Genomic DNA, 23,089 nt, shown 5'->3' on the forward strand with positions numbered 1-23,089 from the left:
CGGTTGGGTGCGAAGTGAAGGCGATACCTGGGACATCACAACAAGTGTCGGTTCAACGGCGCTGTTCGTAGCGACCGCGCGAGCCCTTGAGGCGCAGAAACCCGACCCGTTGGCCGTCGACCCGTACGCGGAGCTGTTCTGCCGCGCCGTGGGCGGTCCAGCGGCCGACGTCCTCGACGGCAAGGAACCCGGCCACCCGCTGAAGTCCGACGACTTCGGCGTGCATTTCGTCAACTTCCAGGGCGCTCGCACGAAGTACTTCGACGAATATTTCCGCCGGGCGGCCGACGCGGGCGTGCGGCAGGTGGTCATCTTGGCCGCGGGCCTGGACTCCCGCGCTTACCGGCTGGACTGGCCGGCCGCGACCACGATCTTCGAGCTGGATCGTCCGCAGGTGCTGGACTTCAAGCGTGAGGTGCTCGCCGGCCACGGGGCCCAGCCGCGCGCCGAGCGTCGCGAGATCGATGTCGATCTACGGGAGGACTGGCCACAAGCCTTGCGGGACAGTGGTTTCGATGCGGCCAAGCCGTCGGCATGGATCGCCGAGGGCCTGCTGATCTATCTTCCGGCCAGCGCCCAGGAGCAACTGTTCACCGGCGTCGACGGCCTGGCCGGCCACGGCAGCCATGTCGCGATCGAGGATGGCGCCCCCCTTGAGCAGGACGAATTCGAGGCCAAGCGAGAAGAAGAACGCGCCGCGATGGCCAACGGCACCGAAGAGCGTCCCTTCTTCCAGTTGGTTTACAACGAGCAGTGCGCGCCGGCCACCGAATGGTTCGGCCGGCGGGGCTGGACCGCGGTCGGCACCCCGCTGACCGATTACCTGCACCAGGTGGGCCGGCCGGTGCCCGGACCGGAAACCGAAGCCGGGCCGATGATCGCCCGCAACACCCTGGTCAGCGCGGTCAAGGCCTGATCAGCACCTAGCTCGGCACCGCCAAACACCCTCCTTCGGGGAACTTTCTTAAGCCGTCGGCCGACTACTACCTGCGTGCTTGTTTCGCCGCCCAACAGCCTCGGCGGCCGTTGAATCCAGCCGATCGGTAAGGAGTCGCTGCTATGACCGCGCCGGTGTGGATGGCGTTACCCCCGGAGATCCATTCAGCTCAGCTCAGCGGCGGCCCCGGACCGGGTGGCCTGTTGGCCGCCGCCGCGGGATGGAATTCGCTGAGTGCCGCATACGCCTCCGCGGCGGACGAGCTCACCGCGATCCTGGGTGCGGTGCAGGCCGGGGCGTGGGAAGGGCCCACCGCCGCGCAGTACGTGGCCGCGCACGCGCCCTACCTGGCGTGGCTGATGCGGGCCAGCGCCAACAGCGCTTCGGCGGCTGCCCGGCACGAGACCGCGGCGACCGCCTATACCACGGCGCTGGCCGCGATGCCGACCCTGCCGGAGCTGGCCGCCAACCACGCGATTCATGCGGTACTGGTGGCTACGAACTTCTTCGGGATCAACACCATTCCCATTGCGCTCAACGAGGCCGACTACGTCCGGATGTGGATCCAGGCGGCCACCACGATGGGCACCTATCAGACGGTCGCCGGCGCGGCGGTGGCCTCGGCGCCGCAGACCGAACCGGCGCCACAGATCCTGCACGCCGCCGACGAGGGCAGCGGCGATAGCGGCGGCGGCATCATCGACAACGACGCCGGCAACCCGTACCAGCTGAGTTGGTGGGAAAACCGGTTTCTCGAGATTTTCCGAACCCTGGGAAGGGATTTAAAAGAATTTCCCGAGAATCCGTCGCAGTCAATATCGCAGCTGCAGTCCGACATTCCGGCGCTGGTGGCCGATGAGGTTGGCCACGCGGCCGAGGCGTATCAGGCCTTCGCCCCCGAGGTTCAGGCGTTGGCGCTCACGCTGCCGGGCGCCAACGTCGGTTTCCTGGGCGGCTTCGCGGGTTTGAGTGGGCTGTCCGGGATTCAGCCCACGGCGGTCCCGGTGGGGGCTGCACCAATGCCCGAGGTGCCCAGCGTGCCGGCGGCTGTCAGCTCTCCGCTCCCGAGCGCTGCTGCCGCCGCCCCGGCACCCGCCCCGACCCCCGCCTCGGCTTCGGCTCCCGCGCCGGTGACTGCGCCGGCTGCCGGAGCCCCACCACCACCGCCCGCCGGTATCGCGGGAGGCGCCTTCCCCTACCTGGTGGGAGGCCCCGGCATCGGGTCGAGCACGGATATGAGTGCCAGCGCACGGCGAAAGGCGCAGGAGCCCGATATCGCCGCTGCCGCCGCGACGGCCGCGGCGGCAGGACGACAAGAGGAAAGGGCGCGGCGGCGGCGCCGGGTGGCGATGGCCGACCAACACCGCGGTTACCGCTACGAGTTCATGGATGCCGGCGGCGGTGCACACCCCGACCGATTCGTTGACCCGGGAAAGTTGGTCACCTCGGCGGCCGCATCGGGTCAGGGGGCCGGGCCGCTGGGGTTCGCCGGCACGGCGCGCAGGGACGCCGCCGAGGCGGCCGGGTTGGTAGCGCTGGCCGGCGACGGATTCGGCGGCGGGCCGTCGGTGCCCATGGTGCCTGGCACCTGGGACCACGAACGCCGACCACAGAATTTTGAAAATGATAACGATTTTCAGTAAGCTCCGCTGCGTAGTGAACCCCGCCGGAAAGACGCCGGATGATCGCCCAGAACACCCTGGTCAGTGCCTCGGAAATGCCACCGAAAGGGGGGCCGAGTCGTGAGCCGACGGGCTCGTGGAGCCTCGACACTTAGCTTATGCAATGCTAACTTCAGGCGGGTTAGGTTAGGCGACACTATATACAGGAGAACGAGCGACCGTGGAACGCGGTGACATCGGCATGCTCGGGGCTGCGCCTGTCGATTCTCGGTTGGACGGCAGGGTTGACGGCGACGTTGTGAGCCGGTTCGCTACCTGTTGCCGCGCGCTCGGCATCGCGGTCTACGAGCGCCAGCGTCCAGCCGACCTGGCCGCCGCTCGCTCGGGTTTCACCGCGCTGACCCGAATCGCACACGACCAGTGCGACGCCTGGACCGGCCTGGCCGCCGCCGGCGACGTCTCCCTCCGAGTGCTCGAGGCCGTTTCGCGCACCGCGACCGCGGCCGGCAGATTGCAGCGCCAGGTGGAACTGGCACCGGGAGCCCTGGGCTTCCGCTACGACACGGGCCTGTACCTGCAGTTCCGCGCCACCCACCCGGACGATTTCCACCTCGCCTATGCGGCCGCGCTGGCTTCGACGGGGGGCGCCGGACGATTTGCCGACGCCAACCGGATCGTGACCGGCCTCCTCGAACGCCGCCCGAGCTGGCGCGAAGCCCGCTGGGTCGCCGTCGTCATCAACTACCGCGCCGAGCGCTGGTCGGACGTCGTCAAGCTGCTGACCCCGATCGTCAATGACTCCGATCTCGACGACACCTTCTCGCACGCGGCAAAGATCACCCTGGGCACCGCGCTCGCCCGGCTGGCCATGTTCGCCCCGGCGCTGTCGTATCTCGAGGAACCCGAGGGCCCCGTCGCGGTGGCGGCGGTCGACGGCGCGCTGGCCAAGGCACTGGTGCTGCGCGCGCACGTCGACGAGGAGTCGGCGAGCGAGGTGCTGCAGGATCTGTACGCGGCTCACCCCGAGAACGAGCAGATCGAGCAGGCCCTGTCCGATACCAGTTTCGGGATTGTGACGACCACGGCGGCCCGCATCGAGGCCCGCTCCGATCCCTGGGACACCGGCACCGAGCCCAGCGCGGAGGACTTCGTCGACCCCGCGGCCCACGAGCGCAAGGCCGCGCTGCTGCACGAGGCCGAACGCCAGCTCGCCGAATTCATCGGACTGGACGAGGTCAAGAACCAGGTTTCCCGGCTGAAGAGTTCGGTCGCCATGGAGCTGGTGCGCAAGCAGCGTGGGCTCACGGTGGCGCAGCGCACCCACCATCTTGTGTTCGCCGGGCCGCCCGGTACCGGTAAGACCACCATTGCTCGCGTCGTCGCCAAGATCTATTGCGGCCTAGGCCTTTTGAAGCGGGAGAACATCAAAGAGGTGCACCGCGCCGACCTCATCGGTCAGCACATCGGCGAGACCGAGGCCAAGACCAACGCGATCATCGACAGCGCGCTGGACGGAGTGCTGTTCCTCGACGAGGCCTACGCCCTGGTGGCCACCGGCGCCAAGAACGACTTCGGGCTGGTGGCCATCGACACCCTATTGGCCCGCATGGAAAACGATCGCGACCGGCTGGTGGTCATCATCGCCGGCTACCGGGCGGACCTGGACAAGTTCCTGGACACCAACGAGGGCTTGCGGTCGCGGTTCACCCGCAACATCGACTTCCCCTCCTACACGCCGGCGGAGCTGGCGGAGATCGCACACAAGATGGCCGAGCAACGCGACAGCCTCTTCGAACCCGACGCGCTCGACCACATGGAGGCGCTGTTCTCGAGGTTGGCCGCGGAGTCGACACCCGACGCCAATGGGATCTCGCGGCGCAGCCTCGACATCGCCGGCAACGGCCGGTTCGTCCGCAACATCGTCGAACGCTCCGAAGAGGAACGCGAATTCCGGCTCGACCATTCGGAACACGCCGGAACCGGCGAATTCAGTGACGAGGAACTGATGACGATCACCGACCAGGACGTCGAGAAGTCGGTGGAGCCGCTGCTGCGTGGTCTCGGGCTGTCGGTGCCGGCATGACCAATAGTCAGACGGACCGCGAGTGGGACGGAGCGCGACGTTCGTTTGCCTCACGAACTCCGGCCAACGATAACCCCGACAAGGTGGTCTATCGCCGCGGTTTCGTCACCCGCCATCAGGTGACCGGCTGGCGCTTCGTGATGCGCCGGATCGCCTCCGGTATCGCGCTGCACGACACCAGGATGCTCGTCGACCCGCTGCGCACCCAGTCGCGCGCGGTGCTGATGGGCGCGCTCATCCTGGTCACCGGCCTGGCGGGCTGCTTCGTGTTCTCAATGATCCGGCCCGCCGGCTCGGCGGGAAACAACGCGGTGCTTGCCGACCGGTCCACCGCCGCGCTGTACGTACGGGTCGGCGACGACCTGCACCCGGTGCTCAACCTGACCTCGGCGCGGTTGATCGTCGGCCGGCCGGTCAATCCCACCACGGTGAAAAGCAGTGAGCTGGACCGGTTTCCGCGCGGCAACCTGATCGGCATCCCGGGTGCGCCGGAGCGCATGGTGCAGAACGCCTCGCACGACGCGAACTGGACGGTATGCGACGCCGTGAGCGGAACCGCGCGGTCCGCGCACAGCACGGGCGTCGCGGTGATCGCGGGGCCGCCCGACGGCAGCGGCGCACGCGCGGCCGCGCTCGGATCCGGGCAGGCGGTCCTGGTGGACAACGGCAGCGGCACCTGGCTGCTGTGGGACGGCAAGCGTAGCCAGATCGACCTGGCCAACCACGCGGTCACCAACGCTTTGGGTCTGGGAGCCTCGGACGTGCCCACGCCACGGCCCATCGCGTCGGGGCTGTTCAACGCGATACCCGGAGGGCCGGCCCTGACGGCACCGGGCATCCCGAATGCTGGTGCCCCGGCGAATTTTTCGGTGTCGGCGCCGATCGGGGCGGTAGTGCTGTCCTACGCCTTGGACCAACGTTCTTTGGGCGCAGTGCGCTACTACGCGGTGTTGCCGGACGGCCTGCAGCCCATCTCCCCGGTGCTTGCCGCGATCCTGCGCAACACCAATTCCTATGGCCTGGACCAACCGCCGCGGCTGGGCGCCGATGAGGTGGCCAAGCTGCCGGCATCGCGGATGCTGGACACCACCCACTACCCCGACCAGCAGGTCGCCCTGATCGATGCGGCCAAGGATCCTGTCACCTGCGCTCACTGGAGCAAGCCGGCCGGGGCCGCCACCAGCTCGCTGAGCCTGCTGGCCGGCTCGGTTCTGCCGGTGCCCGATTCGATCCATACCGTCGACCTGGTCGGCGGTGGCTCGCAGGGAACGGCCACCCGCGTCGCCCTGGCGCCGGGCACCGGGTACTTCACCCAGAGCGTGGGCGGCGGTGCGGGCTCACCGGCCACCGGGTCGTTGTTCTGGGTGTCTGACACCGGGGTCCGCTACGGCATCGACAACGAGGCCGACAACGGACCCGAAGCGGGCGGGCACGGCAAAACGGTTGAGGCCCTTGGTCTGGGCCAGCCTCCGGTCGCCATCCCGTGGTCGGTGTTGTCACTCTTTGCGAATGGGCCGACGTTATCGCGCGCCGACGCGCTGCTGGCACACGACGGCCTAGCACCCGACAGCAAGCCCGGCCGCGTGGCTTCAGCCGAACGGGAAGCCGAGGGGGCGCCCCGATGAGCCGACTCATTTTCGAGGCCCGCCGACGGCTGGCGCCACCGGTCACTCGCAAGGGGACCATCACCATCGAGCCGCCGCCCGAGCTGCCGCGGGTGATTCCGCCGTCGTTTCTGCGGCGGGCGATGCCCTATGTGCTGGTGATCCTGATCGTCGGCATGGTGGTCGCGCTGTTCGCCACCGGGATGCGGCTGATCTCCCCGCAGACGCTGTTCTTCCCGTTCGTGCTGTTGCTGGCTGCGACGGCGATGTATCGCGGCAACGACAACAAGACGCGCACCGAGGAGGTCGACGCCGAACGCGCCGACTATCTGCGCTACCTGTCGGTGGTGCGGGACAACATCCGGACCCAGGCCGCCGAGCAGCGCGCGACCGCGCAGTGGTCCCACCCCGATCCGACGGCATTGGCCACGGTGCCCGGATCCCGCCGTCAGTGGGAGCGCGACCCGCACGACCCCGACTTCCTGGTGCTGCGGGCCGGCCGTCACCAGGTGCCCCTGGCCACCGCGCTGCGGGTTAACGACACCGCAGCCGAGATCGACCTGGAACCGGTGTCGCACAGCGCATTACGCGGCCTGCTGGACACCCAGCGCACCGTCCGCGACGTGCCGACCGGAATCGACCTGACCAAGGTCTCGCGTATCACGGTGCTTGGCGAGGCGCCGGAGGTGCGGGCGGCGTTGCGTGCCTGGATCGCTCAGGCGGTGACCTGGCACGACCCGACGGTGCTTGGGTTGGCGCTGGCCACCCGCGATCTGGAGAGTCCGGACTGGTCCTGGCTGAAGTGGTTGCCGCACGTCGACATTCCCGGCGAGGTGGATGGTGTCGGCCCGGCCCGCTTCCTGTCGACGAACCCCGACGACCTGGTCGCGCTGCTGGGCTCCGCGCTCGCCGACCGCCCGGTGTTCACCGGTGCGCCCGCCGATGCGCTGCGGCACCTGCTGATCGTCGTCGACGACCCCGACTACGACCTGAATGCCTCGGCGCTGGCGGTGGGCCGGGCCGGAGTCACCGTCGTGCACCGCTCGGCCACACCCCCGCACCGCGAACAGTATTCGGATCCCGAAAAGCCGGTCCTGCGCGTTGCGCGCGGCGCCATCGAACGTTGGCAGACCGGCGGCTGGCAGCCCTACCTCGACAACGCGGATCGACTCGGCGCCGACGAGGCCGCCCACCTGGCCCGTCAACTGTCGCGGTGGGACTCCAACCCGACCCATGCCGGGTTGCGCTCGGCGGCCACCCGCGGCGCGACCTTTACCACGCTGCTGGGCATCCCGGACGCGTCGCAACTGGACGTACCAGCGCTGTGGGCGCCACGGCGCCGCGACGACGAGTTGCGTGTTCCGATCGGTGTCACCGCGACCGGCGAGCCGCTCATGTTCGACCTGAAGGACGAAGCCGAGGGCGGGATGGGTCCGCACGGCCTGATGATCGGTATGACCGGTTCCGGGAAGTCGCAGACCCTGATGTCGATCCTGTTGTCGCTGTTGACAACCCATTCGGCGGACCGGTTGATCGTCATCTACGCCGACTTCAAGGGCGAGGCCGGCGCGGACAGCTTCCGGAACTTCCCGCAGGTTGTCGCGGTGATCTCCAACATGGCCGAGAAGAAATCGCTGGCCGACCGGTTCGCCGACACGCTGCGCGGCGAGGTGGCCCGGCGCGAGACGCTGCTGCGCGAGGCGGGTCGCCGGGTCCAGGGCAGCGCGTTCAACTCGGTGACTGAGTACGAGAACGCCGTCACCGCGGGACACGACCTGCCGCCGCTCCCAACGCTGTTCGTGGTCGCCGACGAGTTCACCCTGATGCTGGCCGACCACCCGGAATACGCGGAGCTGTTCGACTACGTGGCCCGCAAGGGCCGCTCGTTCCGCATCCACATCCTGTTCGCGTCCCAGACGCTGGATGTGGGCAAGATCAAGGACATCGACAAGAACACCTCCTATCGCATCGGGTTGAAGGTGGCCAGTCCCAGCGTCTCCCGCCAGATCATCGGCGGGGAGGACGCCTATCACATCGAATCCGGCAAGGAGCACAAGGGCGGGGGCTTCCTGGTGCCGGCCCCCGGTGCCACCCCGATCAAGTTCCGCAGCACCTATGTCGACGGCATCTACGAACCTCCGCGAACCACCAAGTCCCTTGTGGTGCACTCCATTCCGGAGCCTAAGCTGTTCACGGCCGACAGGGTGGAGCCCGATCAGGGCACCGTGCTGTCCACCGGTGAGGATGAGGAGATGGCCAGCCCGCCGCGCAAGCTGATCGCGACCATCGGCGAACAGCTGGCACGCTACGGGCCGAGGGCACCGCAGCTGTGGCTGCCCCCGCTGGACAAACCGATCCCGTTGACCGCGGTGCTGGCCCGCGCCGGCGTGCCGCAACGGCAGTGGCGGTGGCCGCTGGGTGAGATCGACAAGCCATTCGAGATGCGCCGCGACCCGCTGGTTTTCGACGCCTCGTCGTCGGCCGGCAACGTGGTTATCCACGGCGGCGCCAAATCCGGCAAATCTACTGCGCTGCAGACATTTATCATGTCAGCGGCCAGCCTGCACTCGCCGCGCGACGTCACGTTCTACTGCCTGGACTACGGCGGCGGGCAGTTGCGGGCGCTGGAAGACCTGGCGCACGTCGGCAGCGTCGCATCGGCGCTGGAACCCCAACGCATCCGCCGCACCTTTGGCGAGCTGGAGCAGTTGCTGCTGTCCCGGCAGCGGCGAGAGGTGTTCCGGGACAAGCACGGTGCGGCCCCCGATGACGGCTTCGGTGAGGTTTTCCTGGTCATCGACAACCTCTACGCGTTCGGCCGTGACAATACCGATCAGTTCAACACGCGTAATCCTTTGCTGGCCAAGGTAACCGAGTTGGTCAACGTCGGCCTGGCGTACGGCATCCACGTGATCATCACCACCCCGAGCTGGCTGGAGGTGCCGCTGGCGATGCGCGACGGCCTCGGGCTACGGCTCGAGCTCAAGCTGCACGACGCGCGTGACAGCAACGTGCGGGTGGTTGGCGCGCTGCGCCGCCCCGCCGACTCCGTCCCGCACGACCAGCCGGGCCGCGGGTTGACTATGGCCGCTGAACATTTCCTGTTCGCAAGCCCCGCGCTGGACGCGGAAACAAACCCAGTGGCCGCGATCAACGGCCGCTACCCGGGCATGGCCGCACCGCCGGTGCGGTTGCTGCCCACCAATCTCGCGCCCGACGGATTGGGGGCGCTCTATCGCGGCGCGGAAAAAGTGGTCATCGGCCAGCGCGAAGAAGACCTGGCGCCGGTCGTAGTCGACTTCACCGAGAACCCGTTGTTAATGGTGTTCGGCGACAGCAAGTCCGGTAAGACCACGCTGCTGCGCCACATCATCCGCACCATCCGCGAGCACTCCTCGGCGGATCAGGTGGCCTTCACCGTGCTGGATCGTCGGCTGCACCTCGTCGATGAGCCGTTGTTCCCCGACAACGAATACACCGCCAACATAGATCGGATCATTCCGGCGATGCTGGGCCTGTCCAACCTCATCGAATCGCGGCGGCCACCGGTGGGCTTGTCGGCGGCCGAGCTGTCCCGCTGGAAATACCACGGTCACACCCATTACCTGATCATCGACGACGTCGACCAGATACCGGATTCGCCGGCGATGAGCGGTCCGTACATCGGACAGCGGCCGTGGACTCCGCTGGTCGCACAGCTGGCGCAGGCCGCGGATTTGGGGCTGCGGGTGATCGTGACGGCGCGCGCCACCGGATCGGGGCACTTGCTGATGACCAGCCCGTTGCTGCGCCGGTTCAACGACTTGCAGGCGACCACGTTAATGCTCGCGGGCAACCCGCAGGACAGCGGCAAGATCCGTGGCCAACGTTTTGCCCGGTTGCCTGCCGGCCGGGCGATCCTGTTGGGCGACAGCGATAGTCCGACGTACGTGCAGCTGGTCAACCCGTTGATCGGGGAATCCGTGATGGTTAGTGAAACAACAGAAGGGGAGTGAGCCATGACGTTGCGAGTGGTTCCCGAGGGCCTGGCCGCGACCAGCGCGGCGGTGGAGGCGCTGACGGCGCGGCTGGCGGCCGCGCTCGCGGCGGCGGCTCCGATGATCACCGCTGTGGTGCCGCCGGCGGTCGATCCGGTGTCGCTGCAGACGGCGGCCGGATTCAGCGCCCAGGGTCAGGAGCACGCCGCTATCGCGGCCCAAGGCGTTGAGGAGCTGGGCCGCGCCGGTGTGGGCGTGGGCCAATCGGGCGCAAGCTATCTCGCGGGCGACGCCGCGGCCGCCGCCTCCTATGGAGTTATCGGCGCCTGACATGACCACCCCGTTCGGGCCCGTGTGGATGGCCTCGCCGCCGGAAGTGCATTCGGCGTTGCTGAGCAGTGGTCCGGGGCCGGGGTCGCTGGTGGCGGCCGCCGGCGCCTGGAGCTCGCTCAGCGCCGAATACGCTTCGGTGGCGGCCGAACTCAGTGGGCTCCTGGGGGCGGCGCAGGCCCGGGCGTGGCAGGGGCCGAGCGCCGAGAGGTATGAGGCCGCCCACGCGCCCTATCTGGCGTGGCTGCAGCAGGCCAGCGCCGACAGCGCCGGCGTCGCGGCTCAGCACGAGGTCGCGGCGACGGCTTACACCAGTGCCCTGGCGGCGATGCCGACGTTGATGGAACTCGGCGCCAACCACGTCATCCACGGCGTGCTGTTGGCGACGAATTTCTTTGGGATCAACACGATTCCCATCGCGCTGAATGAGGCCGACTATGTGCGGATGTGGGTCCAGGCCGCCACCGCGATGAGTATGTATCAGGCGGCCTCGGGCGGGGCGCTGGCCTCGGCGCCGCGCACCGCCCCGGCGCCTTCCATCGTGAATGCGGGCTCCAATCAAGAGGGCAACGCCGCGGCCCAGAGCGGCCCTGTCTCGTCGCTGTCGCAGCTGCTGCAGGCCGTCGTGAACTATTACGAGGACGGGCTCAACGAATTCTCGGCGCTCCTGCAGAATCCGGTCGGGACTTTGCAGCATATGATCGTCGCGTTTGCCACGAATCCCGCCGCGGCGCTGGTGGCTTACGGCCCCCTGTTTTTCTTTGCGGCCTACGAGGTGATTTCGCCGATTGCCACGTACGGGCCCATGCTCATGGCGCTGTCGCTCAGTGTGAGCCTGAGCCTCATCTCGGTGCCCTTGGCGCTTGGCGAGATTGCGCCCGTTGCGGCGCCCGTCGTCGCCGGGGGAGCACCGCTGCTCCTCGCGTCCACCGCCCAACCCGGGTGGCCGGTGGCCGGCATGGCCCCCACGGTGGCGACTCCCACGGGTGCCCCGGCGTCGGCGCCCGCAACGGGTGGTGGTGCGGCGGCCGCGCCCGCCCCGGCGGTAACCACCGGGAGTTTCGCCTACATAGTGGGCGGCGGCGGCGATCCGGGAAGCGGATTCGAGCCGACGGTAGGCGGCCGTGGCGGGGCCAAGGCGCCGGCGGCCACCATTCCCGCGGCGGCCGCGGCGGCGCCGAGTCGGGCAGAAGCGCGGGCGCGGCGGCGCCGGCGGGCCGCGATGCGCGAGTACGGCGACGAATTCCTGGATTTGGATTCCGACATCGGCGTTGTGCCCGATTACGGCGAGCAGGAGCACGTCCTTGCCTCGGCGCTGGCTTCCGGGAGCGGGGCCGGGACGCTGGGGTTCGCCGGAACCGCGTACAAAGACACCGCCCTGCGGGCTGCCGGGCTGACCCAGCTGGCCGGCCGTGAGTACGGCGGCGGCCCGCGGGTGCCGCTGGTGCCGGGCACCTGGGATCAGGATCCCGACATTACGGCCGCGGATGAGTCGGGGAGAGGGGGAGACGACGGTTCGCCACGTGACAGTCAGTAACCGGAATCCAAAGGGTCCGGATGGACCGAGAAGACCGAGAAGAAGGGAATCATTATGAGTCTGTTGGATGCTCACATTCCGCAGTTGGTGGCCGCGCAGTCGGCGTTTGGCACCAAGGCTGCGTTGATGCGCAGCACGATCAGCCAGGCCGAACAGGAGGCGCTGTCGGCGCAGTCGTTTCATGTCGGGGAGGCGTCGGCGGCGTTTCAGGCCGCGCATGCCCGTTTCGTTGAGGTAGCCGCCCGGATCAACACCCTGCTGGATATCGCCCAGGCCAACCTCGGGGACGCCGCGGGCACCTATGTGGCAGCCGATGCCGCGGCCGCGTCCGGCTACACCGCCTTCTGAGCACACCGCTACCAACCGCGAAAGGACTTGTGATGTCACAGATCATGTACAACTACCCGGCGATGTTGGGCCACGCCGGAGACATGTCGGGCTATGCCGGCACGCTGCAGGGGCTGGGTGCCGATATCGCCAGCGAGCAGGCCGCGCTGTCCAACGCCTGGCAGGGCGATACCGGTATGACCTATCAGGTGTGGCAGGCCCAGTGGAACCAGGCCATGGAGGCCCTGGTGCGGGCCTACCAGTCGATGGCCAGCACCCACGAAGCCAACACGCTGGCCATGTATGCCCGCGACACGGCCGAAGCCGCCAAATGGGGCGGCTAGTTCTGCATCGATGAGCGTTCAGCCCAACGCCGTCGAGCTGACGGTAGATCAGGCGTGGTTCATCGCGGAAACCATTGGGGCGGGTAGCTTCCCGTGGGTGCTGGCGATCACCACGCCCTACCGTGATGCCGCGCAACGTGACGCGTTCTTCGAGCGTCGGCGCGCCGAACTGACCCGGATGGGTCTGGTGTCGGACGACGCACGTGTCAACTCGGCGGTCGCCGACTGGATCAAAGTGGTGTGCTTTCCGGACCGGTGGCTCGACCTGCGTTACGTGGGGTCCGCCAAGGACACCGGTGAGGCCACCGGGAGCGGCGAGCTGCTACGCGGCATCGTGGCGCAGCGCGCCGTCGCCGGTGAGACCCCGAAAACGGTGGTCGCGCTACGAAGCGCTCAGCTGATCACGTTTACCGCCATGGAGATCGACGACGCGCGGGCGCTGGTTCCCGTCCTCGGTGTTGGGTTGGCGCAGCGGCCGCCGGCGCGTTTTGACCAGTTCAGCATGCCGACGCGAGTCGGAGCCCGGGCCGACGAGCGGCTCCGGTCGGGCAATTCGCTATCGGAAGTCCTTGACTACCTGGGTATCCCGGAATCAGCGCGCCCGGTGGTGGAGTCGGTGTTCTCCGGTCCGCGCAGCTACGTCGAGATCGTCGCGGGCTGCCGCCGCGATGGGCGGCACGCCACCACGGAAGTCGGGATGAGCATCATCGACACCACCACGGGCCGGGTACTGGTCAGCCCGTCCCGCGCCTTCGACGGCGAATGGGTGTCGACGTTTTGCCCGGGGACCCCGTTCGCAACCGCCGTCGCGATCGAACAACTGACCACCTTGTTGCCGGGCGGCCAGTGGTTCGGCGGGCAGCGGCTGTCCCGAGATTTCTCTGCCCAACCCGCATAACGAAACCAGACAGGAAGAGAGCACGATGTCCTACCAATGGCCCCAGCAATTTTCGAGGGCCCAGTGACGTCCGGCGCCGTCATGCCGATCGTCCGCGTCGCCATTCTCGCGGACAGCAGGCTGACGGAGATGGCCCTGCCCGTCGAGTTGCCCCTGCGCGAAATCCTGCCCGCGGTTCAGCGTTTGGCGGTTCCCGCGGCCCAAAATGGAGAGGCTGCTGACGCCGCCGCCGCGCCGGCTGCCCAGCTGAGCCTCGCGCCCATCGGTGGGGCGCCGTTCAGCCTGGACGCCAGCCTGGAAACCGTCGGAGTCGTCGACGGGGACCTGCTCGCGCTGCAGCCGGTGCCCGCCGGCCCGGCCGCGCCCGGCATCGTCGAGGACATTGCCGACGCCGCCATGATCTTCTCTACCTCTCGGCTAAGGCCCTGGGGCCCAGCGCATATCCAGCGTGGGGCGCTGGCCGCGGTGATCGCCGTGGCCTTCCTCGCGACCGGTTTGGGAGTGACCTACCGGGTAACCACCGGCGCGCTGTCCGGACTGATCGCGGTCGGCGTGATCGCGGCGCTCACCGCGTTGGCCGGCTTGCTGATCACGGCGCGGTCCGCGCGCACGGGGATGGCTCTGTCGATTGCCGCGCTGGTGCCCATCGCCGCCGCCCTGGCGTTGGCGGTGCCGGGACGGTTCGGTGCGGCGCAATTGATGTTGGCCGCGGCCGGCGTCACCGCGTGGTCGCTGATCGCCCTGCTGGTTCCCGGCCCGGAGCGCCAGCGCGTCGTCGGTTTCTTCACCACGACGGCGACGACCGGCGCCGGGGTATTGCTGGCCGCGGGTGCCGAATTGCTCTGGCGGCTACCGATACCGACCATCGGCTGCGGACTGATCGTGGCGGCCTTGCTGGTCACCATCGAGGCGGCTCAGCTGTCCGCGCTGTGGGCGCGTTTCCCGCTGCCGGTCATTCCGGCGCCCGGCGACCCCACGCCGTCGGCGCCGTCGTTGCGGGTGCTCGAGGACCTGCCGCGGCGGGTGCGGATCAGCGACGCCCATCAGAGCGGTTTCATCGCCGCCGTGGTGTTGCTCAGCGTCCTCGGATCGGTGGCGATCGCGCTGCACCCCGAGACGGTGGGTGGTCCGGGTTGGTACGTGGTGGCGGCAACCGCGGCCGCATCCATTTTGCGTGCGCGGGTGTGGGATTCGGCCGCGTGCAAGGCCTGGCTGCTCGCTCAGCCTTTCCTGGTCGCCGGTGTGCTGTTGGTGCTCTACACCGCGACGGGGCGCTACGCCGCCGCACTCGGTGCGGCGTTGGTGCTCGTCGGGCTGGTGTTGGTGTGGGCAGTGGTGGCGCTGAACCCACGCATCGCCTCGCCGGAAAGCTATTCGCTGCCGCTGCGCCGGCTGCTGGGCTTCGTTGCGGCCGGCCTCGATGCTTCGCTGATCCCCGTCATGGCGTACCTGGTCGGCCTCTTCAGCTGGGTACTGAATCGATGATTCGGTCCGGACTGGCTTGCCTCACAGCGACGGTGGCCGCTTTCGGCGTGGCCACGGCGTGGGCATGTCCTCCGGCACTGGCGATCAGCCCGCCGGCGGTCGATCCGGGCGTGCCACCGCCCAACGGAACCCCGGGACCGGGGCAGCCGATGGAACAGCGCGGTCCGTGCGACACCTCCGGAGTCATCACGGGCAGCGATCCGGGTGCGCTGACGCCAAGTCAGGCGATGCTGAATCTCCCTGCCGCGTGGCAGTTTTCCCGCGGCGAAGGCCAACTGGTGGCGGTCATCGACACCGGAGTACGGCCCGGCCCGCGGCTGCCCAACGTCGATCCCGGTGGCGACTTCGTGGAGACGACCGACGGCCTGACCGACTGCGACGGGCACGGCACGCTGGTCGCCGGAATCGTCGCCGGCCAGCCGGGCGACGACGGTTTCTCGGGAGTGGCGCCCGCGGCGCGGGTGGTGTCGATCAGGATGACGTCCGCGAAGTTCTCCCCGCGAACGCCGGGCGGCGATCCGCTGCTGGCGCAGGCTTCCCTCGACGTCGCGACGCTGGGCCGGACGATCGTGCACGCCGCCGACCTCGGTGCCCGGGTGATCAACGTCTCCACGGGATGGTGCCTGCCCGCCGACCGGACCATCGACCAGGCCGCGCTCGGCGCCGCGATCCGGTATGCGGCCGTGGACAAGGACGCGGTGATCGTGGCCGCCGCGGGCAACAACGGGGCGACGGGATCCGGCGGGACGTCGTGTGAGTCCAATCCGCTCACCGACTTGAGCCGTCCGGACGACCCGCGCAACTGGGCCGGCGTCACGTCTGTCTCCATCCCGTCGTGGTGGCAGCCGTATGTGCTGTCGGCGGCTTCGCTGACACCGGACGGGCAGCCGTCGAAATTCACCATGGCCGGGCCGTGGGTGGGCATCGCGGCGCCCGGCGAAAACATTGTGTCGGTGAGCAACCGCGACGGCGGCGGCCTCGCCAACGGCCTGCCCGACGACCACCAGCAGATGGTCGCCCTGAGCGGCACCAGCTACGCGGCCGCCTACGTGTCGGGTGTCGCGGCCCTGGTCCGCAGCAAGTATCCCCAACTGACCGCCACCCAGGTGGTGGGTCGCATCACCGCAACCGCGCACAACGGAGCCCGGGCGCTCTCCAACGTCGTCGGCGCCGGCAGCGTGGACCCGGTGGCCGCCCTGACTTGGCAGCTGCCCGCCGGCAACCGGCCCGACGCGGCGCAGGCGAAGCCGGTCGCCCTTCCGCCGGCACCGGCGCCCAAGGACACCACGCCGCGTATCGTCGCGTTCGCCGGAACCGCCGCGCTGGCTTTGGTCGTCGCGGCGGTCGCCGCGATCGCCGCGATCGCCGCCCGCCGACGCAAGGAGACCACCCCGTGAGCCCGCATCGCTCGATACCGACTCCAGGTAGCGGCCGAATCACGCTGGCGCTGCTGGCCGTGGTGCCCGCGGTGATGGCGTACCCCTGGCGCTCGACCCGTGATCACTGGCTGCTCGGCATCGCCGTCGCCGTCGTGATCCTGCTGTTCGGCTGGTGGCGCGATCTGTACTTCACCACGATCCTGCGCCGCCGCCTGGCGATGATGAGCCGTAACGGCCGATTCGTGGCCGAATCCGGGCCTGCCACAACGACCACCGCCCTGCTACGGGTCGGGCCGCCGGCCGCCGACTCGGATGTGCTGCCGCTGCCGCTGATCGCCCGGTACCTGGACCGGTACGGCATCCGCGCCGACAAAATCCGAATCACCAGTCGCGACAACGCATCCGACGCGACAAGGCGGGAGACCTGGATCGGGCTCACGATATCGGCCGCCGACAACATCGCGCCGCTGCAGGCGCGCTCCTCGCGGATCCCGTTGGACGAGACGGCCCGGGTGGCGGCCCGTCGGCTGGCCGATCACCTGCGAGAGATCGGATGGGAAGCCAGCACCGTCGGGCCCGACGACGTGCCGCGGTTGCTCGCGCCCAACACCCGCGAAACGTGGCGTGGAGTACAGCGGGGCGCGGCGGATTACATTGCGGCATACCAGGTCCGCGTGGACGACGGGTTGCCCGAGATCTTGGAGGCGATCCGGTCACATCCGGCGCGCGAGACGTGCACGGCGCTGGAGATCGCCGGTGACGGAACCCACCACACCATCGCGGCCGCGTGCGCGTTCCAGACTGACTCGCTACAGGGCGCGGCGCCGCCGGCCGGGCTGACCCCGCAACGCGGTAACCACCTGGTGGCGCTGACGGCATTGGATCTGCTGTCGACGCAACGACTCGACGGACACGCGGACGAACCCGCCGGCCCGTTGGGGCGGCTGCGCTGGCCCACTCCGGTGGCGGGTGCGCATCGGGCACCGCTCGCCGAAACCAGCCAGAACAGGAGCTAAAACATCACGTCCTGCAGGAACGCGGTCATCCGGCGCAGATAGTCGAGCTGACTGACATGCAACACGTGATTGCCGGGGAACCAGTGCAGCGCACAGCGATTCCAGTGCTCCCAGAGCATCACGGCCTGACCTGGCGGAGCCATCCGATCGCCGAGGCCGGTGATGATCATCCGGCGGTCCTTCGGCAGCAGCGGCTGGTAGTTCAGGGGGCAGTGGTAGGAGAGCCCGGCGGCCAGCTCGTCACGGCCGATGCCGGACAGCCGCAATCCCAGCCCTAAGAGCTTGTTGGCGGGGAACCATTCGTCGAACATGGTCGCCGGAGTCACCACCGGGCAGTTGGGGATGACGGCTTCAAGCCGGTCGTCGACCGAAGCCACCAGCGCAGAGGTGTAACCGCCCAGTGATATGCCGGTCAGCGCGATGCGGTCGACGCCGGTGTGGCGCAAATAGTCGACGATGGACCGGAAGTCATGCACGGCCTGCGCCATCGCCTCGGCGAAACCGCTGAGCCCGCTGGCGAAATAGCCGAAACCGCTGAACGGAGAGAACTTTTCGGCCCGTCGGCCGTGAAATGGCAGCGTGTAGAGCAGAACGTCGTAGCCCGATCGGTAATACCACGGCAGCGAGAAGAACAGCCCGTTGAGCAGATATGACGAACCCATGAAGCCGTGGATGACGCACAGCGTCGGACGCGGCCCGTCATCATGGCGCCAGTGCTGCGCGCGGGCGACGTTGTTGGAAGTCCATGCGCCCCAACGCTTGCGCATCGCAGGGTTGATCGCGGTGAAGCTGCTGTCGAACGCGATGTTGTCGACGGTGCCGCGCGCGATCCACTCCGCCAGCGGGCTGGCCGGCCGCGACGACACCCGGGGCACTTCGGTGGGCGCCGGAAACGACTTCGCCGGATCCCGCTCGGCCGCCAGCTCGGCGTAGAAGCGCAGGTTGCCGCGGTCATTGCCGGAGCGCACTGACGAGGCGACGACGGCCGGCGTCACCGTGGCGGCAAGTGCCGACGCGACCGTGGTGCGCAGCGCGAGATCGGAGATCGCGGATGCGTCGACGACCAGTCGCTGCCGGGGCGACAACGCCGAGCGCGGCGGCAATCCCTCGGCACCCGCCGGCACATCGCCACCCACGAGGGCCCCGGGCACGTCCGGAACCGGAATGGGGGGATCGACCGGATTCGCGTCGGGGGTCACGAACGTCGATGTTATCCCGTCACGCCGCCGAGGCCTGGGTGTTTGACCGCTTTCGGCCACTCGGACGCCTCCCGCGCAGCGTGCGGTAATACGGTTTGTCTATCAGCCGGCCGGTAATGGTGTTGATCAAGGAGGACCGACATGTGGGATCCCGACGTCTACCTGGCCTTTGCCGACCATCGCAGCCGCCCCTTCTACGACCTGCTGTCCAGGGTGGGCGCCGGGCGGGCGCGCCGGGTGGTCGACCTCGGTTGCGGGCCGGGCCACCTGACGAACTACCTGGCCCGGCGCTGGCCGGACGCGGTGATCGAGGCGATGGACAGCTCGCCGGAGATGGTCGCCGCCGCAAAGGAACGCGGAATCGACGCCGTCACCGGCGACTTGCGGGACTGGAAGCCGAAGCCCGATACCGACGTGGTGGTCAGCAACGCGGCCTTGCATTGGGTGCCCGAGCACTCTGATCTGCTGGCTCGGTGGGCCGGCGAGTTGGCGCCCGGATCGTGGATCGGTGTCCAGATGCCGGGCAACTTCGAGACGCCGTCGCACGCCACGGTGCGGGCGCTGGCCCGCCGTGAGCCCTACGCAAAGGTCATGCGGGACATACCGTTTCGTGTCGGAGCGGTGGTGCAGCCGCCGATGCACTATGTCAATCTGCTGCTGGATGCCGGGTGCAAGGTCGACGTCTGGGAGACCACCTACCTGCATCAGCTGACCGGTGAGCATCCGGTGCTGGAATGGATTACCGGCACGGCGCTGGTCCCGGTGCGCGAGCGCCTGGACGACGAGGGTTGGGAGCAGTTCCGCCAGGAGCTCATCCCGCTGCTGGACGACGCTTACCCGCGCCGGGCGGACGGCACGACGATCTTCCCGTTCCGACGGGTGTTCATCGTCGCCGAGGTCGGTGGCGCGGGTCGCTCCACCGGGTAGCCTAGCGCGCCCGAATCACTCCTCGATGCCGCGGTCAGCGGCGATCGCCGACCGGCTGCTCGGCCTCGTGCCATGAATCTCTAGATACGTCTCGGTGTAACGCACCGCGATGCGGGAACCGGCGAACGCGGACGGTATGACGTCGCCGGTGCGCTGGCGCCAATCATGCAAGCGGACGGCCAGATCGGCGGCGATCGCATCCACGCCCGCGGCTACACCTGTGCCATCCTCCAGCAGGTTGTTGGTCTCGGTGGGATCGGCGCGGAGATCGTAGAGTTCGCGATCCGGACGCGGGCCCTCGATGAACGGTGCGACAGCCAATCCGGACGGGCTTTCCTCAATATCCAACGGCAAGTCGAGCAACGGCCGGGGCGCGTAATTCTCGATGTAGCTGTATTCCTTGGTACGGATCGCGCGGATCGGGTCGAACGAGTCGTGATAGGTCTTCGTGCTGTACACATGGTCACGCACCGGTTCGGCTTGCGGGTCGGGCGCAAGCAGCGCGCGGGCGTGTGACACGCCTTCGACGTCAGCCGGCACGTCGAGACCCAACAGGCCGAGCAGCGTGGGCAGAAAGTCGACGCCGCTGAACAATTCGTCGTAAACACGGGGCGCCGCGGCCCGGCTTGTGGGTGGGCGGATGATCATGCCGATGCCGGTTCCGGCGTCGTACAGCGTGGATTTCGCGCGGGGAAACGCGGGACCGTGATCGGTGAAGAACACCACCCAGGTGCTGGCGTCGAGCCCAGTTCCGGCCAATGTGTCCAGCAGCCGGCCGACCGCGGCATCGGCCTTGGCGATCGCGCCGTAGAAGTCAGCGACATCGCCGCGAACCTCGGGGGTATCGGGCAGGTAGTCGGGGGGATCGACATCCGCGCTGTCGGCCGGCTCATAGCGGTCGTGCGGGTATGGCCGATGGGTTTCGAAGAACCCCGCGGTTAACAAGAACGGTTGGCCCGCAACGCCTTCGGCGGCCTCGGACAGCCATTCTCGGAGCCATTCCTGGGCCCGGTCCACCACGTACTCGCAGTAGGAGTTGGACACGTCGAACTCGTCAAAGCCGAGCCGGCTCGGGTAGGACGTTTCGTGTTGCATGCCGAAAAGAGCCGAATACCAACCAGATTCGGACAACAATTGGGGCAGCGTCCGGACCCCGCTGCGGTATTCCCAGCCGTGGTGGGCCAGGCCGATGAGGCCGTTGCTTTGCGGGTAACGGCCGGTGAAGAGTGATCCACGCGACGGCGAGCACAGCGGCGCCGTGGCATGGGCCCTGGTGAACAGGATGCCCTCGGCGGCAAGCCGGTCCAGTCTTGGGCTGGACACATCCGGGTGGCCGTAGGCGCCGAGATATCGCCCGAGGTCGTGCCAGTGCACGATCAGCACGTTGTCTTTTTTGTTGTCGCGTTGTGGGTCTTTTGCCAAACCCGTACCCGTCATACCCTCACCTCGACCGGCGACGATACCGCAGCCCCGATTGTGCTACGGCGAGGGCTGACCATCCCATCGGTTCTCGGAGACGAACTCCGACAGCGGTCGCGCGAACGCCCAGCCGTCCAGTTCCAAGGCCGGCCGATCCGGAAACTCGGGCACCGGGCCCAGACACAGGATGGCCATCGGCTCGGCATCGGCGGGCATTGCCAGCAGCGCCGCCAACCGTTGCGGGTCGAACAGGGAAACCCAGCCCATGCCAAGGCCCTCGGATCGAGCCGCCAGCCACAGGTTCTGGATTGCGCACGACACCGACGCGAGATCCATCTGCGGTAGCGTCCGCCGGCCGAAAACGTGTTTCTCGCGGTCGTCGCACAGCGCCACCACGAACAGCTCGGCGCACTCGAGAATGCCCTCGACCTTCAGGGCCAGAAACTCCTCGGCGCGCGCGCCCAGGGCCGCAGCGGTGAGCTTGCGCTCGTCGTCGACCAGGGCATGAATGCGTCTCCGGAGCGAGGCATCGGTGATGCGGATGAAGCGCCACGGCTGCATCAGGCCAACGCTGGGCGCCGCGTGCGCGGCTTGCAGTAGGCGCGCCAGCACGTCGGATCCCACGGCACCGCCGGGCAAAAACCGGCGCATGTCGCGCCGTTCGGAGATCACCCGGTAGACGGCCCGCCGTTCTTGGGGGCTGAACGCCTGATCCCTCACCGGGTCATCGTAAGTTCACGGGCTATAGGTGACGCCCACGGCGCGGAAGACGTATTCGGGCGGCATGTCGAAGGACAGCGATCGGCGCGGCAGGCTGGCCAGCACATCGGCCGGGATGGCGGCCTTGTAGTGCAGCGACAGCTCGCCGGTGAACTTCTCGTCAGCCCGGGCTAGCCCGGCATCGAGGTCGACACAGACCTGCAAACCCGTCGTCGAGATCTCGACCTTCGCCGCACCGGTGTGTGCCGCGTCCCACCTCACGTTCACGGTCGGGCCCGCCAGCTTGGGCAGCATCGACAGCGTCGCCAGCACCCGCTCCGAGGTAAAGGCCAGCGAACCCGAGTAGCTGGCGACGCTGTGCGGCAACCGCACGCCGGGGATGGTGCCGCTGAATCGGCGGGTCACCGCGACGTAGTCGGCAAGATAGAGAAGGCCCTCCGACTCGACCTGGGCATGCAGATCGTCGGGTAGCTTGCCGATGCCGAACAATCTGCGGACAAAGACAGCCATGACGTCAGTATGACCGCCCGCGGCGCCGGCGCCGCCGCGATGCTGGTATCGGTTAAGCGATGACCCGCCCGCGGACCGCCCTGGCCGTTGCCCTCGCTTCGGCCGCCCTGGCGGCCACAGTGGTGTACGCGGTCATGTGGGTGGGCTACTGCCAGAGCTGGGGTTGGTTGCATCGCCTCGATTGGTCGTTGTTGAATGCCGCGCACGATGTCGGGATCAAGCACCCGGTGTGGGTGCGATTTTGGGATGGGGTGTCGTTGGCGCTGGGTCCGGTCCCGTTGCGGCTGGCGGGCACGGTGGCCGCGGTGGCCGCGGTGATGAGGCGCAATGTGCGAGCGGCGCTGGTGCTGTTGGCCTGTGCGCCGCTGAACGGATTTGTGACATCGGCGGCAAAGCGCCTGGTGAACCGCCCGCGGCCGTCGACCATGCTGGTGTCCGCGGCCTCTACGTCGTTTCCTTCGGGGCACGCGCTCGAGGCGATGGCGGCCCTGCTCGCCATGCTGGCCTTTCTGTTGCCGATGATGAGCCGGTCGATGGGCCGCGTCGCGATCGCGGCGACCGCGCTGAGCGTCCTGTCGGTCGGCATTGCCAGGGTGGCGCTGAACGTACACTACCCGTCCGATGTGATGGCCGGCTGGTCGCTGGGTTACCTGTATTTCTTGTTGTGCCTGTTGCTGTTTCGCCCCTCCCCGAGCGCCGGGGCCGGCTAGACCGGTGCCGTCGGTGACGGCTCAGTGACCCAATTGCGTCTGAAGCTTGACTTGACCCCAGGTTG

At 68.3% G+C, this 23,089-nt stretch carries 18 protein-coding genes and 1 pseudogene; 15 read left to right on the forward strand and 4 right to left on the reverse strand.

Annotated elements, in window-relative coordinates; translation table 11 throughout:
• Positions 1-7: 7 nt before the first annotated feature.
• The 13 genes and pseudogenes from ACLP4W_RS18125 (at position 8) to eccE (ending at position 17,539) form a co-directional block, all read left to right on the forward strand.
• Positions 8-916: a class I SAM-dependent methyltransferase gene (locus tag ACLP4W_RS18125; RefSeq protein ID WP_442388225.1), complete on the forward strand. Its 909-nt coding sequence runs from the start codon at positions 8-10 to the stop codon at positions 914-916.
• Positions 917-1,059: 143 nt separating this feature from the next.
• On the forward strand, positions 1,060-2,580 hold the full coding sequence (locus ACLP4W_RS18130; RefSeq protein WP_442388227.1) for a PPE family protein: 1,521 nt from the start codon (positions 1,060-1,062) through the stop codon (positions 2,578-2,580).
• 199 nt (positions 2,581-2,779) lie between these two features.
• Positions 2,780-4,642 (forward strand): type VII secretion AAA-ATPase EccA, encoded by a 1,863-nt coding sequence (eccA, locus tag ACLP4W_RS18135; RefSeq protein ID WP_442388229.1) that lies wholly within the window; start codon positions 2,780-2,782, stop codon positions 4,640-4,642.
• Positions 4,639-6,267, forward strand: a complete 1,629-nt coding sequence (eccB, locus tag ACLP4W_RS18140; protein ID WP_442388231.1) for a type VII secretion protein EccB — start codon at positions 4,639-4,641, stop codon at positions 6,265-6,267. Before eccA ends, eccB begins: the two co-directional genes overlap by 4 nt.
• Positions 6,264-10,248 (forward strand): annotated as a pseudogene (gene eccCa, locus ACLP4W_RS18145) (type VII secretion protein EccCa). Before eccB ends, eccCa begins: the two are co-directional and overlap by 4 nt.
• The gene (locus ACLP4W_RS18150; protein ID WP_442388233.1) at positions 10,245-10,553 is read left to right on the forward strand and encodes a PE family protein; all 309 of its coding nucleotides are present in this window, start codon (positions 10,245-10,247) and stop codon (positions 10,551-10,553) included. Before eccCa ends, ACLP4W_RS18150 begins: the two are co-directional and overlap by 4 nt.
• Before the next feature lies 1 nt (position 10,554).
• Entirely contained in the window at positions 10,555-12,090 is a 1,536-nt protein-coding gene (locus tag ACLP4W_RS18155) for a PPE family protein (protein WP_442388235.1), read from the forward strand.
• A gap of 54 nt (positions 12,091-12,144) precedes the next feature.
• Positions 12,145-12,438: a WXG100 family type VII secretion target gene (locus tag ACLP4W_RS18160; protein ID WP_442388236.1), complete on the forward strand. Its 294-nt coding sequence runs from the start codon at positions 12,145-12,147 to the stop codon at positions 12,436-12,438.
• A gap of 32 nt (positions 12,439-12,470) precedes the next feature.
• Positions 12,471-12,761 (forward strand): WXG100 family type VII secretion target, encoded by a 291-nt coding sequence (locus tag ACLP4W_RS18165; RefSeq protein ID WP_442388238.1) that lies wholly within the window; start codon positions 12,471-12,473, stop codon positions 12,759-12,761.
• A 10-nt stretch (positions 12,762-12,771) separates the two neighbouring features.
• Positions 12,772-13,659: an ESX secretion-associated protein EspG gene (locus ACLP4W_RS18170; RefSeq protein WP_442388240.1), complete on the forward strand. Its 888-nt coding sequence runs from the start codon at positions 12,772-12,774 to the stop codon at positions 13,657-13,659.
• Positions 13,660-13,695: 36 nt separating this feature from the next.
• The gene (eccD, locus tag ACLP4W_RS18175) at positions 13,696-15,144 is read left to right on the forward strand and encodes a type VII secretion integral membrane protein EccD (protein WP_442388242.1); all 1,449 of its coding nucleotides are present in this window, start codon (positions 13,696-13,698) and stop codon (positions 15,142-15,144) included.
• Positions 15,141-16,541: a type VII secretion-associated serine protease mycosin gene (gene mycP / locus ACLP4W_RS18180; protein ID WP_442388244.1), complete on the forward strand. Its 1,401-nt coding sequence runs from the start codon at positions 15,141-15,143 to the stop codon at positions 16,539-16,541. Before eccD ends, mycP begins: the two co-directional genes overlap by 4 nt.
• On the forward strand, positions 16,538-17,539 hold the full coding sequence (gene eccE, locus ACLP4W_RS18185; protein ID WP_442388245.1) for a type VII secretion protein EccE: 1,002 nt from the start codon (positions 16,538-16,540) through the stop codon (positions 17,537-17,539). The genes mycP and eccE overlap by 4 nt, the downstream gene beginning before the upstream one ends.
• Here eccE and ACLP4W_RS18190 read toward each other — a convergent pair.
• Positions 17,536-18,738: an alpha/beta hydrolase family protein gene (locus ACLP4W_RS18190; protein ID WP_442388247.1), complete on the reverse strand. Its 1,203-nt coding sequence runs from the start codon at positions 18,736-18,738 to the stop codon at positions 17,536-17,538. The genes eccE and ACLP4W_RS18190 overlap by 4 nt on opposite strands.
• 141 nt (positions 18,739-18,879) lie before the next feature.
• Here ACLP4W_RS18190 and ACLP4W_RS18195 point away from each other — a divergent pair, with 141 nt between their 5' ends.
• Entirely contained in the window at positions 18,880-19,665 is a 786-nt protein-coding gene (locus ACLP4W_RS18195) for a trans-aconitate 2-methyltransferase (RefSeq protein WP_442388249.1), read from the forward strand.
• Positions 19,666-19,680: 15 nt separating this feature from the next.
• On the opposite strand, the gene ACLP4W_RS18200 is transcribed toward ACLP4W_RS18195, so the two are convergent.
• From ACLP4W_RS18200 to ACLP4W_RS18210, 3 genes are read right to left on the reverse strand one after another with little or no spacing between them, the layout of a single operon-like run.
• Positions 19,681-21,102: a sulfatase family protein gene (locus ACLP4W_RS18200; RefSeq protein WP_442388251.1), complete on the reverse strand. Its 1,422-nt coding sequence runs from the start codon at positions 21,100-21,102 to the stop codon at positions 19,681-19,683.
• Between the two features lie 42 nt (positions 21,103-21,144).
• Positions 21,145-21,804 carry a 5,6-dimethylbenzimidazole synthase gene (gene bluB / locus ACLP4W_RS18205; RefSeq protein ID WP_442388253.1) on the reverse strand — a complete coding sequence of 220 codons (660 nt, stop codon included), beginning with the start codon at positions 21,802-21,804 and terminating at the stop codon, positions 21,145-21,147.
• Between the two features lie 15 nt (positions 21,805-21,819).
• Positions 21,820-22,314, reverse strand: a complete 495-nt coding sequence (locus ACLP4W_RS18210; protein ID WP_442388255.1) for a hypothetical protein — start codon at positions 22,312-22,314, stop codon at positions 21,820-21,822.
• Between the two features lie 59 nt (positions 22,315-22,373).
• Here ACLP4W_RS18210 and ACLP4W_RS18215 point away from each other — a divergent pair, with 59 nt between their 5' ends.
• Entirely contained in the window at positions 22,374-23,024 is a 651-nt protein-coding gene (locus tag ACLP4W_RS18215) for a phosphatase PAP2 family protein (RefSeq protein WP_442388257.1), read from the forward strand.
• Positions 23,025-23,089 lie beyond the last annotated feature (65 nt).

The organism is Mycobacterium sp. (genome assembly GCF_052145595.1).
Classification (GTDB): domain Bacteria; phylum Actinomycetota; class Actinomycetes; order Mycobacteriales; family Mycobacteriaceae; genus Mycobacterium.

Coding starts and splice junctions, on each gene's coding strand:
- ACLP4W_RS18130 (WP_442388227.1), top strand. CDS start 1,060: ATGACCGCGCCGGTGTGGATGGCGTTACCCCCGGAGATCCATTCAGCT.
- eccB (WP_442388231.1), top strand. CDS start 4,639: ATGACCAATAGTCAGACGGACCGCGAGTGGGACGGAGCGCGACGTTCG.
- ACLP4W_RS18150 (WP_442388233.1), top strand. CDS start 10,245: ATGACGTTGCGAGTGGTTCCCGAGGGCCTGGCCGCGACCAGCGCGGCG.
- ACLP4W_RS18155 (WP_442388235.1), top strand. CDS start 10,555: ATGACCACCCCGTTCGGGCCCGTGTGGATGGCCTCGCCGCCGGAAGTG.
- ACLP4W_RS18160 (WP_442388236.1), top strand. CDS start 12,145: ATGAGTCTGTTGGATGCTCACATTCCGCAGTTGGTGGCCGCGCAGTCG.
- ACLP4W_RS18165 (WP_442388238.1), top strand. CDS start 12,471: ATGTCACAGATCATGTACAACTACCCGGCGATGTTGGGCCACGCCGGA.
- ACLP4W_RS18170 (WP_442388240.1), top strand. CDS start 12,772: ATGAGCGTTCAGCCCAACGCCGTCGAGCTGACGGTAGATCAGGCGTGG.
- eccD (WP_442388242.1), top strand. CDS start 13,696: ATGGCCCCAGCAATTTTCGAGGGCCCAGTGACGTCCGGCGCCGTCATG.
- mycP (WP_442388244.1), top strand. CDS start 15,141: ATGATTCGGTCCGGACTGGCTTGCCTCACAGCGACGGTGGCCGCTTTC.
- ACLP4W_RS18195 (WP_442388249.1), top strand. CDS start 18,880: ATGTGGGATCCCGACGTCTACCTGGCCTTTGCCGACCATCGCAGCCGC.
- ACLP4W_RS18200 (WP_442388251.1), bottom strand. CDS start 21,102: ATGACGGGTACGGGTTTGGCAAAAGACCCACAACGCGACAACAAAAAA.
- ACLP4W_RS18210 (WP_442388255.1), bottom strand. CDS start 22,314: ATGGCTGTCTTTGTCCGCAGATTGTTCGGCATCGGCAAGCTACCCGAC.
- ACLP4W_RS18215 (WP_442388257.1), top strand. CDS start 22,374: ATGACCCGCCCGCGGACCGCCCTGGCCGTTGCCCTCGCTTCGGCCGCC.